This window comes from Paractinoplanes polyasparticus (assembly GCF_019710575.1).
Classification (GTDB): Bacteria; Actinomycetota; Actinomycetes; order Mycobacteriales; family Micromonosporaceae; genus Actinoplanes; species Actinoplanes polyasparticus.
In genome coordinates this window covers 352,812-367,536 of the sequence record NZ_JAHWFK010000013.1, presented here as the reverse complement: position 1 = coordinate 367,536, position 14,725 = coordinate 352,812, and the positions used below count along the sequence as shown (strand labels likewise).

General features: G+C 71.5%; 14 protein-coding genes. 9 read left to right on the top strand and 5 right to left on the bottom strand.

All coding sequences use genetic code 11. The features are described 5' to 3' along the window. Positions 1-62: 62 nt before the first annotated feature. From KXC43_RS16695 to KXC43_RS16685, 3 genes are all read right to left on the bottom strand, one after another. Positions 63-1,133, bottom strand: coding sequence for a 3-deoxy-7-phosphoheptulonate synthase (locus KXC43_RS16695; protein ID WP_221376953.1), 1,071 nt, complete (start codon positions 1,131-1,133; stop codon positions 63-65). 184 nt (positions 1,134-1,317) lie between these two features. Next, positions 1,318-2,865: a sensor histidine kinase gene (locus KXC43_RS16690; protein WP_221376952.1), complete on the bottom strand. Its 1,548-nt coding sequence runs from the start codon at positions 2,863-2,865 to the stop codon at positions 1,318-1,320. After that, positions 2,843-3,580, bottom strand: a complete 738-nt coding sequence (locus KXC43_RS16685) for a response regulator transcription factor (protein WP_221376951.1) — start codon at positions 3,578-3,580, stop codon at positions 2,843-2,845. Before KXC43_RS16685 ends, KXC43_RS16690 begins: the two co-directional genes overlap by 23 nt. A gap of 160 nt (positions 3,581-3,740) precedes the next feature. On the opposite strand from KXC43_RS16685, the gene KXC43_RS16680 reads away from it, so the two are divergent. After that, entirely contained in the window at positions 3,741-4,082 is a 342-nt protein-coding gene (locus KXC43_RS16680) for an RCC1 domain-containing protein (protein ID WP_221376950.1), read from the top strand. Here the strand turns inward: KXC43_RS16680 and KXC43_RS16675 are convergent. Next, on the bottom strand, positions 4,024-6,135 hold the full coding sequence (locus tag KXC43_RS16675; protein WP_308129103.1) for a hypothetical protein: 2,112 nt from the start codon (positions 6,133-6,135) through the stop codon (positions 4,024-4,026). The two genes, KXC43_RS16680 and KXC43_RS16675, sit on opposite strands and share 59 nt — an antisense overlap. 199 nt (positions 6,136-6,334) lie before the next feature. Here KXC43_RS16675 and KXC43_RS16670 point away from each other — a divergent pair, with 199 nt between their 5' ends. Together KXC43_RS16670 and KXC43_RS16665 are read left to right on the top strand one after the other, a co-directional pair. Beyond that, entirely contained in the window at positions 6,335-6,706 is a 372-nt protein-coding gene (locus tag KXC43_RS16670) for a tetratricopeptide repeat protein (RefSeq protein ID WP_221376948.1), read from the top strand. Positions 6,707-6,716: 10 nt separating this feature from the next. Further along, positions 6,717-7,001 (top strand): Smr/MutS family protein, encoded by a 285-nt coding sequence (locus KXC43_RS16665; protein ID WP_221376947.1) that lies wholly within the window; start codon positions 6,717-6,719, stop codon positions 6,999-7,001. Here the strand turns inward: KXC43_RS16665 and KXC43_RS16660 are convergent. After that, positions 6,998-9,343 (bottom strand): M28 family peptidase, encoded by a 2,346-nt coding sequence (locus tag KXC43_RS16660; protein WP_221376946.1) that lies wholly within the window; start codon positions 9,341-9,343, stop codon positions 6,998-7,000. The genes KXC43_RS16665 and KXC43_RS16660 overlap by 4 nt on opposite strands. A gap of 75 nt (positions 9,344-9,418) precedes the next feature. On the opposite strand from KXC43_RS16660, the gene KXC43_RS16655 reads away from it, so the two are divergent. The 6 genes from KXC43_RS16655 (at position 9,419) to KXC43_RS16630 (ending at position 14,662) form a co-directional block, all read left to right on the top strand. Next, positions 9,419-9,754, top strand: coding sequence for a hypothetical protein (locus tag KXC43_RS16655; RefSeq protein WP_221376945.1), 336 nt, complete (start codon positions 9,419-9,421; stop codon positions 9,752-9,754). 81 nt (positions 9,755-9,835) lie between these two features. Further along, entirely contained in the window at positions 9,836-11,038 is a 1,203-nt protein-coding gene (locus tag KXC43_RS16650; RefSeq protein WP_221376944.1) for a PP2C family protein-serine/threonine phosphatase, read from the top strand. Next, positions 11,035-12,642 (top strand): sensor histidine kinase, encoded by a 1,608-nt coding sequence (locus KXC43_RS16645; protein WP_221376943.1) that lies wholly within the window; start codon positions 11,035-11,037, stop codon positions 12,640-12,642. Before KXC43_RS16650 ends, KXC43_RS16645 begins: the two co-directional genes overlap by 4 nt. Further along, positions 12,639-13,094: a response regulator gene (locus KXC43_RS16640; RefSeq protein ID WP_221376942.1), complete on the top strand. Its 456-nt coding sequence runs from the start codon at positions 12,639-12,641 to the stop codon at positions 13,092-13,094. The genes KXC43_RS16645 and KXC43_RS16640 overlap by 4 nt, the downstream gene beginning before the upstream one ends. After that, positions 13,087-13,896 (top strand): inositol monophosphatase family protein, encoded by an 810-nt coding sequence (locus KXC43_RS16635; RefSeq protein WP_221376941.1) that lies wholly within the window; start codon positions 13,087-13,089, stop codon positions 13,894-13,896. The genes KXC43_RS16640 and KXC43_RS16635 overlap by 8 nt, the downstream gene beginning before the upstream one ends. A 4-nt stretch (positions 13,897-13,900) precedes the next feature. Continuing rightward, the gene (locus tag KXC43_RS16630; protein WP_221376940.1) at positions 13,901-14,662 is read left to right on the top strand and encodes an SDR family NAD(P)-dependent oxidoreductase; all 762 of its coding nucleotides are present in this window, start codon (positions 13,901-13,903) and stop codon (positions 14,660-14,662) included. Positions 14,663-14,725: the final 63 nt, after the last annotated feature.

The window sequence follows — 14,725 nt, the reverse complement described above, 5'->3', positions numbered from 1 at the left end:
CCGCCGTTATGCCGACCCTGTGCCCCGGCTGTGAATCCCGGGGCCAGTCAAAGGGATCCGGCTCAGCTGAGCAGTGCGCGCCTCTTGGCCGAGGCAGTCGCAAGCCGCTCCAGCACCTCGACGGTCGGGTCCCAGCCCATGCAGGCGTCGGTCACGGACTGCCCGTACGTGAGCTCGCCGCCCAGGTTCTGCCGTCCGGGCACGAGGAAACTCTCGAGCATGACGCCGCTGATGCCACGCTGACCGGCTTCCATCTGGCCCGCGACGTCATCGGCGACCACGGGCTGGCGCAGGTGGTCCTTGCCGCTGTTGCCGTGCGAGCAGTCGATCACGAGCCGCTCCGGCAGGCCGGCCTGGCGCAGCAGGTCGAGCGCGCCGGCCACGTCGGCCGCGCTGTAGTTGGGCCGGCCGCCGCCTCCGCGCAGCACCAGGTGGGTGTCGGGGTTGCCGGCAGTGTGCAGGATCGCCGGGGTGCCCGAGTAGTCGATGCCGGGGAAGACATGCGGCACCTCGGCCGCCTGGATGGCGTCGATGGCGGTGGCGATGCTGCCGTCGGGGCGGTTCTTCATGCCGATCGGCATCGAGAGGCCGGACGCGAGCTGCCGGTGGACCTGCGACTCGACCGTCCGGGCGCCGATCGCACCCCAGGCCACGGTGTCCGCGATGTACTGCGGGGTGATCGGGTCGAGGAACTCGACGGCGGTCGGCAGGCCACGACCGACGATCTCGAGCAGCAGCTTGCGGGCGATGCGCAGGCCGGCGCCGACGTCGCCGGTGCCGTCCAGCGCGGGGTCGTTGATCAGGCCCTTCCAGCCGACGGTGGAGCGCGGCTTCTCGAAGTACACCCGCATCACGATCAGCAGGTCGTCCGCGAAGCGCTCGGCGGCGGACGACAGCAGCGAGGCGTACTCGCCGGCGGCGGCCGGGTCGTGCACCGAGCACGGTCCGACGACGACCAGCAGCCGCGGATCTCGGTGGTTGAGCACGTCTTCGACCTGGCGCCGGCCGTCGAGCACGGTGTCGTGCAACTCGCTGGTCAGCGGCAGCTCGTGGTGCAGCAGGGCCGGGCTCATCAGCGGCACGACTTTCTCGATGCGCTGGTCGCGGACGCGCTGGACCTCGGGGGCAGTCACGGTGGGTCTCCACTCCTGACGCCGGCGCCCACGGTGAGAGCCGGCGGCAAACAAAAAGGCAGCGACATCATGTCGCTGCCCGGGCCGGCTCTGGCGGGGTGTCTCAGGTCATGGCTGAGGCACCGGCGGGAGCCGGCCCACTAAACCACGAATACCAGCGAGACATGTCGGCCAGCATAGCGCCTCAGTTCGGCGGCGGAGCGATTTGCGCGAACTGCTCAGCTGGTGGGACACCGGTGGAGGGACCCGACGGCAGCTCGACGGTGAAGGTCGTACGGCCGGGCCGGCTCTCGACCGAGACGCGTCCGCCGTGCGCGGTGACCACCGCGTGCACGATCGACAGGCCCAGCCCGGTGCTGCCGGCGGCCCGGGATCGCGAGCTGTCGCCGCGGGCGAAACGCTCGAAGATGTGCGGTTGCAGCTCGGCGGGGATTCCCGGCCCGGCGTCGGTGACCCGCAGCACGGCCGCGCCGCCGGTCGAGGCGACCCCGACCGTGACCGTCGTGCCCTCGGGGGTGTGCGTGCGCGCGTTGGCCAGCAGGTTCGCCAGCACCTGGTGCAGCCGGGCGCCGTCGCCGATCACGATGACCGGTTCCTCGGGCAGGTCGAGCTGCCAGTAGTGGCGGGGGCCGGTGGCGTGCGCGTCGCTGACCGTGTCGACGACCAGCATGCTGAGGTCGACCGGGTCGTGCGCGAGCGGCCGGCCGGCGTCGAGGCGGGCCAGCAGCAGCAGGTCCTCGACGAGCCCGGTCATCCGTCGGGCCTCGGACTCGACGCGGCCGAGCACGTGGGCGATCTCGTCGGGGATCGGGGCCCGGCTGCGGCGGCTGAGTTCGGCGTACCCGCGAATGGCGGCCAAGGGCGTGCGGAGCTCGTGGCTGGCGTCGGCGACGAACTGGCGCACCTGCATCTCGCTGGCGTGCCGGGCCTCGAGCGCGTTGCCGACGTGGTCGAGCATCCGGTTGAGCGCGACGCCGACCTGGCCCACCTCGGTGCGCGGGTCGGTGTCGCGCTCGGGCACGCGCTGGGCCAGCCGCACCTCGCCGCGGTCGAGCCGCAGCTCGGAGACCTTGGTCGCGGTGGCGGCCACCCGGTCCAGCGGGGCCAGCGTACGACGGACGATCAGCGCACCGGCCCAGCCGGCGATCCCGAGCGCGATGAGCACGGCGCCCCCGGTGACCAGCGCGACGCGCAGCAGGGTGAAGTTGGTGTTCTTGAGCGACAGCGCCACGACCCGGATGTCGCCGCTGGACGTGGTCAGCGCGACGACCCGGAACGAGCCGTAGCCGTCGAGGGTGATGTCGTTCTTGGCGCCGTCGGCCGGGATGGCGGTGAGCTCGGCTGTGGCGGTGGTGCTGAGCTCCTCGTACGCGATCTCGGCGTAGCCGTCGTCCTCGATCGTGACGATCAGGCCGCCGTGCACGTCGGCCGGGTCGGAGTAGGTGACGATGATCGAGCCCTGTTCCGCGCCGCCGAACGGCTTGTCGCGGTCGAAGGACGGTGGCGGGCCACCGTTGCCGCGGTTGTGGAACGGGTTGCCGGTCTGGTCGAGCTTGGCGTCGAGCTGCGTGTAGAGCGTGTTGCGCAGGAAGAAGTAGGCCGTGCCGCCGACCGCGAGCCCGAGGACCGTGAGCAGGACGATGATGATCGCCACGATCCGGGTCCGCAGCGGCCAGCCGGCCGGACTGCGCCAGCGGGCCGGGTGCTTCTCAGTCCGCGGGCTTGAGGACATAGCCGGCTCCGCGCATTGTGTGGATCATCGGCGAGCGGCCCGCGTCGATCTTCTTCCGCAGGTACGAGATGTACAGCTCGACCACGTTGGCCTGGCCGCCGAAGTCGTAGTTCCAGACCCGGTCGAGGATCTGGCTCTTGCTCAGCACCCGGCGCGGGTTGCGCATCAGATAGCGCAGCAGCTCGAACTCGGTGGCGGTGAGGGTGACCAGGTCGCCGCCGCGGCGCACCTCGTGGCTGTCCTCGTCGAGGGTGAGGTCGCCGACGATCAGCTCCGAGTCGGTGCGAAGGGGGGAGTGGCCCATCCGGCGCATCAGGCCGCGCAGCCGGGCCACCACCTCCTCCAGGCTGAACGGCTTGGTGACGTAGTCGTCGCCGCCGGCGGTCAGGCCGGTGACCCGGTCTTCCACCGAGTCCTTGGCCGTCAGGAAGAGCACCGGCACCTCGGGCGTCTCGCCGCGCAGCCGGCGCAGCACCTCGAGACCGTCGATGTCGGGCAGCATCATGTCGAGGACGACGGCGTCCGGGCGGAAGTCGCGGGCGGTGCGCACGGCGGTCTGCCCGTCGCCCGCGCTCTTGACGTCCCAGCCCTCGTAGCGCAAAGCCATCGAGAGCAGCTCGGCCAGCGTCGGCTCGTCGTCGACCACGAGGACCCGGACGGGACCCCCGTCGGGCCGGCGGAGGTCGGCGCCGGAGTCTGAGTTCGCCATCGTCATGCCCCAACTGTCGCGGGCAACGCTATGCGCTTGCTTTCCCGTCCCTGTGTACCAGCTGTGACTCGCGCTCACCGAAAGCGCTGAGAATCAGCAGAGCCTCCGGCCCGGTGCGGGCGCGTGTCGAAGACCCGAAAGCGTATAAAACGCCCATAATGCTTGCATGGCGATCATGCGACGGGTAATGGCGATCTTGGCCGTCGTGGTGACGTCGGTCCTGGTGGCCGCGCCGGCCCGGGCCGATGACGGGCTCGTCGAGGTGGGCCTCGGCCAGAAGGTCGTTCAACTGGTGGCCGACGGCGACAGCACCTGCGCGCTGACCGAGTCGGGCGAGGTCTTCTGCTGGGGCGCGGGCTACCCGCAGCCGTACCGGCCGGGCCGGAGTCCCGTCATGCTGATCGCGCTGGGCGCACTGCTGATCGCCGGCGGGACGACGATCCTGAGCCTCAGCCGCCGCTCGCCACCACGAGCGCCGCGTCCCGAAGATCCGCCGCCCCCTGCTTGAGGCGCTCGGTGTAGTACGGCCGGGTCCAGGCCGGCCACCGCACCGGCCCGATCGCCTGATCGGTGCCCGAGGCGGTCAGCGACACCGTCACACCCGGACTGACCTGGGTGGTGAGCCTGCCGTCCTTCGGCACACCGACCCGCCGGGCCGACGGGTCGGCGAACCCGAGCATCGCCCACGGCACCCGGACGGTCAGATCGTCGCCGTCGAGCTGCCACAGCGCCCGGCTGTCCGCCTCGTCGTCGCGGGGATCCCAGGCGCCGTGCCGCAACTGGCCGGCGTTCTGCAGCTCGACCGGCAGCTTCACGCCCGTCCGGGGCATGGTCAGCGCCCGGTTGACGACCAGTTCCACGGGCTTCCAGCCGTTCGGGGCGGGGCCACGGTCGGCCGCCGGCACCTTGAAGTCCAGCTTCATCGGGTCCAGCTGATTTCGTACGTACGCCTGACCGCTGTGTCCCACCAGGTTGAGCGCGAAGACAGCGTCGGGCCGGCGGTCGCTGCTGCCCGGCATCGGCGCGCCGGTCATCCCCGGCAGCACGTCGAACATGACCATCATCGAGCCCGGCGCCGAGTCCGCCAGCTTCGCCTTCAGGTGCAGGTACTCCTCGTCGACCCGGGCCGTGACGGCGCGCGCCGGCCATCCGTCGGAGTCCAGCAACCGCTGCTCGCCGGCGTCGGGCGCGCCTTGGGCGTCCATCGCCAGCAGCCCGAAATGCTGTTCGTTGGTGAGCGGATCGTGCCAGAGCTGCCGCCGGGCCGGGTCCTGCTGACCGGCCGTGTTCCAGGTGTACCGGTACCACTCGTCGGCCCAGCTGAAGACGAACCCGCCGCCCAGGCCCTGGTCCTTGATCATGCGCAGCAACGCGGCGTTGATCCGCATCGCGTCCTGCTCGCTGTGGCCACCCTGCGACCGGCCCAGCGGCGCGTTGTGGGCCGACCCGATCGAGGACGGCACGCCGAACTCGGTGATCAGGGTGGGCATGGTGGCGTGATGCCGGCGCAGGTCGGCCAGGTAGCCGGCGTACGGGTCGGCATGCCCCGCGTACTCGTAATTGATCAGGTCCGGCTCGTGCCGCAGGAAGTCCGGATAGAACGGGTACGCGTGGTAGCTCGCGAACGTCCCGGCCGGCCAGTCCGCCGTGGGCAGCACGTGGTTGGCGTCGATCGGCAGCAGATCCTCCTGCGGGAGCGGCTCCTGCGGGTGGCGCAGCGGATCAGTCGTCGGCCAGTTCACGAACGCGATCGGCTGGCTCACCCCGTGCTGGGCGACGTACCCGGCCAGGTCGTTCATGCGCGCGGCCAGCCAGCGCTCGGTCGGCGTCGACTTGGGCGTGTTCCGGAAGTAGCGGCCGGTGAAGCGCGGCACCGAAGCGTTGCGCTGGTCGGACGCGCCCGCCGCGCCCGGGTCGATCTCGCGGCCGATGATCCAGCCGGCCAGCCACGGCGTGACGTCCGTGGTCCAGGCGCCGCCGACCTGACCGAAGGTCGCGTCCCGGGTCAGTTCGCCGGTCACCGCCTGCGCGGCCGCCCGCAGCTCGCGGCGGAAGGCGTCGGTGAACGGCTTGTCGAACAGGTTGCGCTTCTTGACGTACGTCTCGTCGGGCAGCCGGACACCCTGGACGAGGTAGAGCGGGCGGTCGGGGTTGGCCTGGTTCCAGGCGGCGAGCTGCTCGTAGAACGCGGGCGGGTGGATCTCGTAGATCCGCACGACGCGCAGGCCCAGCCAGCCCATCGCGGCAAACCAGGCCCGGTACTGCGCGGCCGCGATCGCTCCCTCGCCGGGCAGGTGACCGGGCGTGGTGTCGCCCAGGTCGACGCCGGGCAGGAAGGTCCGGTCGCCGCCCGCCGTGTGCAGCTGGAACTCCTGGCCGTCGGTGCTGGCAACCATCCGCAGCCCGTCGGCCGTGCGGGGCGACGGCGCCCACGAGGTGCCCTGCGGCGGCGACGGGATCTCCCGCACCCCTGAGATCAGAAACGCCGGCGAGGTCAGCGCCGGCGCGGCCGTGCCCCCGGCCAGCAGCAGGCACAGGCCGAACACGAAGACACCGATCACGGTCGCCCTGAATCGCCCGGATCGTGGACGGGCCGGCGCGGTCACGAGATGGCTCGGAAAGTCCCCCACATCAGGCATTGTCTGCTGGCTGGGTTGCTGTATGAGCCGTTTTGTCGGGAAGCTTGGATCATCGGAACACTCGCCGTCGGCGCGTTGTTGTGCCAGCGTTAGAGAGGCCGCCGAGGTGAGGAGCGCGCACGTGGATCTTCTCGAGGAGTACCGCCGAGCCACCTTCTTCTTCGAGTCCGGGGATCCGCTGGGCGCCGCCCGCCTGCTCGAGCCGATAGTCGAGGCCGAACCGCACAACGCGGCCGTGCGCCAGTTGCTGGCTCGCGCCTACTTCAACTCGGCCCAGCTCACCAAGGCCGAGGAACAGCTGCGGCACCTGGTCGAGCACGACCCCTCCGACCACTACGCGCACCACGTGCTCGGCCGCACCCTGGAGCGGGGCGGCCGCTTCCGCGAGGCGCTACCGCATCTGCGCCTGGCCGCCGCGATGAACCAGCAGGCCGACTACCAGGACGCCCTACGGCGGGCCGAGGAATGGCTCGGCAAGTCCGAGAACGCTTAAGGTCGAAGACGTGAAACTGAAGCTTGACCTGCACGACATCTTCAACCGGGGCCAGGAGATCGACCGTGCGCTGCGCGGGATCATCGACGAGGCGGTGCAGAAGAAGGCCAGCATGGTCGAGATCATCCCGGGCAAGGGCAGCGGCGCGCTGAAGAAGAAGGTGCTGCGCTTCCTCGACCAGAAGGAGATCAAGCAGCTCTACCACCGGGTCGAGAAGGACGGCGACAACTGGGGCCGGCTCTTCGTCCACTTCCGCCACAACGAGTCGACCGGCCGCCGCGGCCGAGGTCGCTAGTAGGTGTAGCTCTTGGCGACCGCCAGCATCTCGCTGGTGTGCGAGCCGACGATGCCGACGCCGGCCGGGCGGGGCCGGAAGCCGGGCAGCGCGCTCAGGCCGTCGCTGGCGTCCATGGCCCGGAACCGCACCGGGCCGGCCCCGCGCAGGGTCAGCTCGACCTCGATGCCGTCGGCCGGTGGGGCGTGGAAGGCGAAGCCGAAGCCGGGTGTGTGCACCGGCACCGGCCGGCCCTCGACCGTGGCCGACTCGACCTTGACGTCGCCCGGCACGTGCAGGGTGACCAGCCGGGCCGGACGCTGCGGCCGCAGGCGGAGCGTCAGGTTGCGGGTCTCGCCCGAGCGGGAGTCCGACTCGACGGTGAGCTGGGGTGCGGGCAGGTCGGCGGACTGCGCGTCGCCCGTGCGCACCTGCTCGGGACCGAAGGCGGGCATCGTGTCGTCGATCCGGTGCGGGTCGCCCGAGACGTACTGCCCGGTCCACTGCTGGACGTCGGTCTCGTCGCTGATCCAACGGGCCGCGCCGGTGTCGGCGTCCATCGCGTACATCAGCTGGGTCAGGGCGGGACGGTCGTCGTCGAACCGGTCGGTGGCGAGGCCGGCGCCGGCACACAGCAGCACCGCTACGAAGGCTGCGACCGACGGCAATGCGCCGAGCCTGCGGGCGCGCAGCGCCGCGAGGCCGAACTGACCGCCGGCCGCCACCGGGTGGAGCAGGTCGATCACCGGCAGCAGAGCGAGCCCGAGCAACACGGTGAGGAAGGCGCCGGCCGCGCCCAGGCCCATGCCGAGCGCCGGGAAAAGCATGAGGATGGTGGGCGCCAGGACGAGGGTCGCCACCGCGCCGCCGACGGTCACCGCGATCACCGGCAGCCAGCCTCGGGTGGCCACCGCGACCAGCCCGGCCAGCCCACCGGCCAGGGCGGGCAGGGCGGCCAGGTAGGAACCGCCGGGCACGAACGCGGCCAGCACCACGCCGAGCACAGCGAGCCAGCCCAGCCCGGCGACGGCCAGCGCGGCCGGGCCCAGGCGCCGGCGCAGCAGTCCGAACCAGGCGATCACCACCGCCGCGGCCAGCAGGACGACGGCCAGCCGGAAGAAGCCCGGCCGGTACGGATCGATCGGCATCGCCGAGTACTCGGGCCGGATCAGCGTGAGCAGGAACCAGAGCACCTGGGCCAGCACCGGGGCGAGCACGATCGGCGCCAGCGCCAGGACTCCTGCGCCGGCCGCGCGCCGCGCGGTGATCAGGCCCCGGCGGCGGGCCAGCCAGGCCAGCGCCGCGACCGCCAGCACGGCCAGGACGGCGATCGGCCAGACCAGCGAGCCCGGATAACGCACCAGCATGCCGGGCGCGGGAAAGTAGGTGGCGTCCTCGCCGCCGGTGACCTTCAGCGCGGCGATGTCGCGCCCGCCCAGCTCGCGCACCACCGCGAGGGTGTTGTCGCCGTGGTGCTGCAGGCTGTCGCGGTCCATGGCCGAGGGCAGGTCAGTCGGCCCGTGATAGACCGCCGCGCCGTCGATGTAGGCCGCGTTCAGCCCCGCGAAGCCGGACTTGCGGAACGCCGTGAAGTCGGTGTCGTTCGTCATGATCCGGTAGATCTCGACCGCGAACGACGTGCCGACCGGCTTGGCCGCGTGGCTGTACGCCTCGACCAGCTTCCCGTTGCCGGCCGACGTCTCGAACATGATCGCCGGGCCGCTGCTGCCGCGCGCCTCGAGATTGAGCACCACCCCGCCGTCGCGCGCCAGCGGGTGCTGGTCGACGAAGGCCTTGGCCCCGCAGAGGCAAGCCTCCTCGCCGTCGGTCAGCACCAGCACCACGTCGTTGCGCAGGCGTGGGGCCGCGAGCAGGGCCCGGGCCGTCTCGAGGATCGCCGAGGTGCCGGCCGCGTCGTCGTTGCCGCCCGGCCCGACCTGCACCGAGTCGTAGTGGGCGACCAGGAAGATGCGGCCGGTGGAGCCGGTGCCCGGGATCGTGGCGACCACGTTGCGGACCCGGGCCAGGCTCGAGCCGCCCGCGCTGGCCGAGAGCCCGGCGCCTTCGATCGACACCGTGTCCTGCACCTCGGGTGTCAGGCCCAGGCCGCGCAGGGTCGTGATCAGGTGTTCGCGCACCGCATCCTGCGCGGGGCTGCCGACCGGGTGGGGCCGGGTGGCGATCGCCTCGACCTGCTGGAAGGCGCGCTCGGCGCTGAACTCGCTGGCCGGCGCCGAGGTGGGGCGCGCGGACGGCGGCTCGACGGCCCACAGACCGGCCAGCCCGGCCAGGACGAGCACCACGACGGCGAGGAGAGCAGCCGGGGCCCGGCGGGCCGGGTCGGTGATCGCAGGAGCGCGCATGGGTGACATCTAAGCGGTTGGGTACGGCGCCGGGTAGTGGGAAGATCGTTTCCGGCGTGCCCTAGCGTTGTCCCGGTGAGCACGCCCATCGACCCCGCCGCTGTCATGGCGGCGTTCATCGACGCCGTCGAGCCGTACGACCCGTCTCCGGACGCCGACCCGGTCGCGTTGATCGGCGTGCGCACCGCGCTGGGCGAGGCCACCTTCGCGGTGGGCGACCACGTGATCCGTGCCATGTGCAAGGCCCTCGCGGCCTACCGCGACCCGGAGGACAGGGGCACCTGCGTCCAGTGCGGGGGCCGCCACCTCGACGAGAATCTGCACTGCAACGAATGCGGACGGCTGCACGGCATCCTCGGCGAGGTCATCGCCCAGCATGCCCGCCGGGTCGCCGCCGAGGACGCCCCGTGAGACCGGCCCGGTGTTGTGCGCCGCCCCTGGGTGGGGAACTATCAGCGGGTCAGCGCCGGGTGGGACGAGTGGGGGGTCGGCATGACTGAGCGCTCGGTCGCGCCGCGCGCCCGATCCGGCGCCCCGGTCTATCAGGAACGCCTGCGCGTCCTGCTGGTCGAGGACGACGAGGGCGACGCGTTCCTGGTCCGCGAGCTGCTGCACGAGGCCGACGCGCCGTTCGACCTGCGGGTCGCGACCAGCCTGCGCGAGGCCCGCGGCCTGCTGTCCGGCATCCACTGCGTCCTGCTCGACCTCGGCCTGCCCGACGCCGAGGGCCTCGACGGCCTGCGCAAGCTCCTCGCGGTGGCCGGCAGCGCCGCCGTGTGCGTGCTCACCGGCCGCTCCGACGAGCACCTGGGCGTCGCCTCGGTCGCCGAGGGCGCGCAGGACTACCTGGTCAAGGGTCAGGTCGACGGAGTTCTGCTCACCCGCTCGCTGCGCTACGCGGTCGAGCGCAAGCGCGCCGACGAGAACGCCCAGCGGCTGCGCGAGGTCGAGCTGCGCCAGGCCGAGTCGGCCCGCCTCGAACGAGGCCTGCTGCCTCAGCCGCTCATGTCCACCGAACGGGTGGCGGTGCACACGTTCTACCGCTCGGGCCGGGCCCTGGGCCTGCTCGGCGGCGACTTCTTCGACGTCGTCCAGGTCGGCTCGGACAAACTGCACGTGATCGTGGGCGACGTCTGCGGTCACGGCGTCGACGAGGCCGCGCTCGGGGTCGAGCTCCGGGTCGCCTGGCGGGCGCTGGTGCTGGCCGGGGTGCCCGACGACCGGATCCTCGGCTCGCTCGAGCAGGTGCTGATGAGCGAGCGCCGCGCCCGCGAGGTCTTCGCGACCGTCGCCTCGGTGGTGCTCGACCTGGCCGCCAAGAAGGCCGTCTTCCGGCTGGCCGGGCACCCGCCCCCGGTGCTGCTCCAGGGCGGGCTGGTCACACCGGTCGAGGCGCGCCGGGGCATCGTCCTGGGCGTGCGACCCACCCCCACCCCGGCCACCGAGGTCGACTTCCCGACGGATGACTGGTCTCTGCTGATGTATACCGACGGCCTGATCGAGGGCCACACCGGCGTGAGCAACGAGCGGCTCGACGTCGACGGCCTGTGCGGCCTGCTCGACGAGCCCGCGGCCCGCTCGGTGCCGCTCGCGGCGCTGCCCGCCTGGCTGGTCGGCCGGGCCGAACAGGCCAACGGCGGCCCGCTCGCCGACGACGTGGCGATGCTGCTCATCTCGCGTGGGAGCGGCCGGTGAGCGTCTTCTCCGTCCGCTCCTGGACCCTGCGCCGGCGAATCGTCGCGCTCTGCATCACGGTCGGTGTGGTGCTCAGCGCTCTCGGTGTGTTCGCCGCGATCACCGCTGCCGAGAACAACCGCCAGCTCGACGACGTGCTCAACCGGGCCAGCCCGATGCGGGCCGCGGGCGAGGCGCTCAACACGGCGTACGTCGACCAGGAGACCGGCATCCGCGGCTTCGCCATCATCGGCGACGAGGCCAACCTCAAGCCGTTCACCCAGGGTCGGGCCGACGAGCAGCGGCTGGTCAGCCGCATCGAAGGGCTGCTGCACCCGGAGGACACCGACATCCGCGCCGAGCTGACCGAGGTGCGGGCGCGGGCCGCCGACTGGCGCCGCGAGGTGGCCGAGCCGGTGATCGCCGTCATCAGGGCCGAGGGCACCCAGGCCGGCCAGGACAGGCTCAAGGCGACCTCGACCGAGCAGTTCGACGCCCTGCGGGTGGCCATCGCCGACATGCAGGACGACATCCAGGTGCTCCGCACGCGCTCGGCCGACGCCGCGAAACAGAGCAGCCGCACGATGGTGGCGATCCAGATCTCCGCCGCGGCGATCATCATCCTGGCCGGTTCGGCCCTGTTGCTGCTGCTCGACCGCATGGTCAGCCGCCCCGTGACCGAGCTGGCCGAGCAGGTCCGCGAGGTGGCCGGGGGCGACTACGACAAGCGCATCAGCAGCACCGGTTCGCCCGAGCTGGCCGGCCTGGCCGGGGACGTCGACGGCATGCGGCGGAAGATCGCGGCCGAGCTGGCCGAGGTGCGCGAGGCCCGCAGCCAGATCGAGTGGGTCAACGACCAGCTCAAGGTGCAGGCCGAGGAGCTCACCCGGTCCAACCGCGACCTCGAGCAGTTCGCCTACGTCGCGTCGCACGACCTCCAGGAGCCGCTGCGCAAGGTGGCGAGCTTCTGCCAGCTGCTCCAGCGCCGCTACTCCGGCCAGCTCGACGAGCGCGCCGACCAGTACATCGGCTTCGCCGTCGACGGCGCCCAGCGCATGCAGCGGCTGATCAACGACCTGCTGGCCTTCTCCCGGATCGGCCGGCTCACGGCCGGCTTCGCCGAGGTCGACCTGAACGGGGTGCTGGCCGAGGTCCGGTCGCAGCTCGAGGGCCGGGCCGGCGAGGACGCCGAGATCAGCTGGGCCGGCCTGCCGATTGTCGAGGGCGAGGAGCCGCTGCTCACCACGCTCTTCGTCAACCTGATCGGCAACTCGCTGAAGTTCCGCCGGCCCGACGTGGCCCCGGTCATCCGGGTGAGCGCCGAGCGCGCGGACGGCGAGTGGCGGATCAACGTGCGCGACAACGGCATCGGCATCGAGGCCGAGTTCGCCGACAAGGTCTTCGTGATCTTCCAGCGCCTGCACGCCCGCGACGCCTACGAGGGCACGGGGATCGGTCTGGCCATCGTCAAGAAGATCGTCGAATATCATGGCGGACGGATCTGGCTCGACCTCGACGTCGAGGACGGCACGTCGATCTGGTTCACCCTCCCGGTGCTGCCGGGCGCTCCGGGCGACGAGACTGTGGCGCCGGCACAAGAGGCGAGAGATGAGGTCACGGCATGACGGCTCCGACACGGGCCGACGGCACCCCCATCGAGGTGTTGCTGGTCGAGGACGACCCGGGCGACGTGCTGATGACCCAGGAGGCGTTCGAGGAGCACAAGGTCCGCAACCGGCTCAACGTCGTCTCCGACGGGGCCGAGGCGCTCGCCTACCTGCGGCGTGAGGGTGAGTACGCGAACGCCGTCCGCCCCGACCTGATTCTGCTCGACCTCAACCTGCCCCGGCGGGACGGCCGCGAGGTGCTGGAAGAGATCAAGAAGGATGGCGAGCTGGGCCGCATCCCGGTGGTCGTGCTCACCACGTCGGCCGCCGACGAGGACATCCTGCGCAGCTATGAGTTGCACGCCAACGCGTACGTGACCAAGCCGGTCGACTTCGATCGGTTCATCACGGTCATCCGGCAGATCGACGAGTTCTTCGTCAGCGTCGTGAAGTTGCCGCCCCGTGCTTGAGCAGGTCGGCGAGCTGATCCGGGAGGTCGCGGCCACGATCGTGCTGCCCCGGTTCCGGCATCTGGCATCGGACGAGATCGTTCAGAAGGCGCCCGGTGACCTGGTCACCGTGGCCGACAAGGAGTCGGAACAGGCGCTGACCCGCGGCCTGACCGCCCTGCTGCCCGGCTCCACCGTGGTCGGCGAAGAGGCGGTGGCGGCCGACCCGCGAGTGCTCGAGCGGGTCGGTGACGCGGGGGCGGTCTGGATCGTCGACCCGGTCGACGGCACGAACAACTTCGCCGCCGGCAAGACCCCGTTCGCGGTGATGGTGGCGCTGCTGCACGACGGTGAGCCGGCCGCCTCGTGGATTCTCGACGTGGTCGGTGACAACCTGACCGTGGCCGAGCGCGGCTCGGGGGCCTACCGGGACGGCGTACGGGTCAAGTCCCGCACCGACGACCCCGGCGCGGCCGCCCTGAGCGGCGCGGTGGCCAGCAAATACCTGCCGGAACACCTGCGCTCGGTGGCGCTCGCCCACACCTCGGCCTTCCGCGAGGTCACCAACGGGCGGCACTGCGCGGGGTGGGAGTACCCGGCCGTCGCCCTCGACGAGCAGCAGTTCGCGCTCTTCTGGCGGATCCTGCCCTGGGACCACGTGCCGGGCTCCCTGATCATCCGCGAGGCCGGTGGCACGGTGCTGCACCTGGACGGCACGCCCTACCGGCCGACGGACAGCGAGCGGGGCATGCTCGTCGCCGCGAACGACGACATCTGGCGTACGGTCCGCGACACCCTCTTCCCCGACACCTCGATCCTGTAGCCCCGTGGCGTCGTACCTGGAAAGCGTCTTCGGTCTGACCGGCCGCACGGCGATGGTGACCGGTGGCAGTTCGGGCATCGGCCGGGCCATGGCTGTCGCGCTCGGACGGGCCGGGGCGCGCATCGTGCTGGTGGCCCGCCGTTCTGAGCCGATGGCCGAGGTGATCGACGAGCTGCGCGGTTTCGGCGCCGAGGGGCAGGCGATCTCGGCCGACCTGGCCGATCGGGCAGCCGTCGCGCGGGTCGTCTCCTCCGTCGAGGCTCCGGACATCCTGGTCAACTCGGCCGCGGTCAACCGGCGTCCGCCCCTCAGTGAGCTCACCGAGGACGACTGGGACGTGACGATGGCGGCCAATTTGACCGCCCCGTTCCTGCTCGGTCAGGCCTTCGGTCCGCGGATGGCCGAGCGCGGCTGGGGACGGATCATCAACGTCGTCTCGCAGCAGGCTTTCCGCGCGTACGGCAACAGCGGCGCCTACGGTGCGTCCAAGGCCGGCCTGGTCGGGCTGACCCGGTCGCAGGCCGAGGCGTGGTCGGCCCAGGGCGTCTGCTGCAACGCGATCGCCCCCGGGGTCGTCCGCACTCCGCTGACCGAGCCCGTCTTCGCGGATCCGGCCATTGTCGCGAAACACGCGGCCCGCACGATGATCGGCAGAAACGGCGTACCCGCTGATTTCGGGGCTTGTGCTGTCTTTCTGGCCGGTGACGCAGCCGTCGCCGTCACGGGCCAGACACTCTTCGTCGACGGCGGTTACTCGGCCAGTTGATCGATCTGCCCTTCCCGTACGTATCACGGTAGAGTCTGCCCGCGCTCAACCTGGGGAGGTATT

Bases quoted from the DNA above. Each gene is read 5' to 3' on its own strand.
- KXC43_RS16660 (WP_221376946.1), bottom strand. From the start codon at position 9,343: ATGCGCGCTCCTGCGATCACCGACCCGGCCCGCCGGGCCCCGGCTGCT.
- KXC43_RS16640 (WP_221376942.1), top strand. From the start codon at position 12,639: ATGACGGCTCCGACACGGGCCGACGGCACCCCCATCGAGGTGTTGCTG.
- KXC43_RS16680 (WP_221376950.1), top strand. From the start codon at position 3,741: ATGGCGATCATGCGACGGGTAATGGCGATCTTGGCCGTCGTGGTGACG.
- KXC43_RS16650 (WP_221376944.1), top strand. From the start codon at position 9,836: ATGACTGAGCGCTCGGTCGCGCCGCGCGCCCGATCCGGCGCCCCGGTC.
- KXC43_RS16685 (WP_221376951.1), bottom strand. From the start codon at position 3,580: ATGACGATGGCGAACTCAGACTCCGGCGCCGACCTCCGCCGGCCCGAC.
- KXC43_RS16690 (WP_221376952.1), bottom strand. From the start codon at position 2,865: ATGTCCTCAAGCCCGCGGACTGAGAAGCACCCGGCCCGCTGGCGCAGT.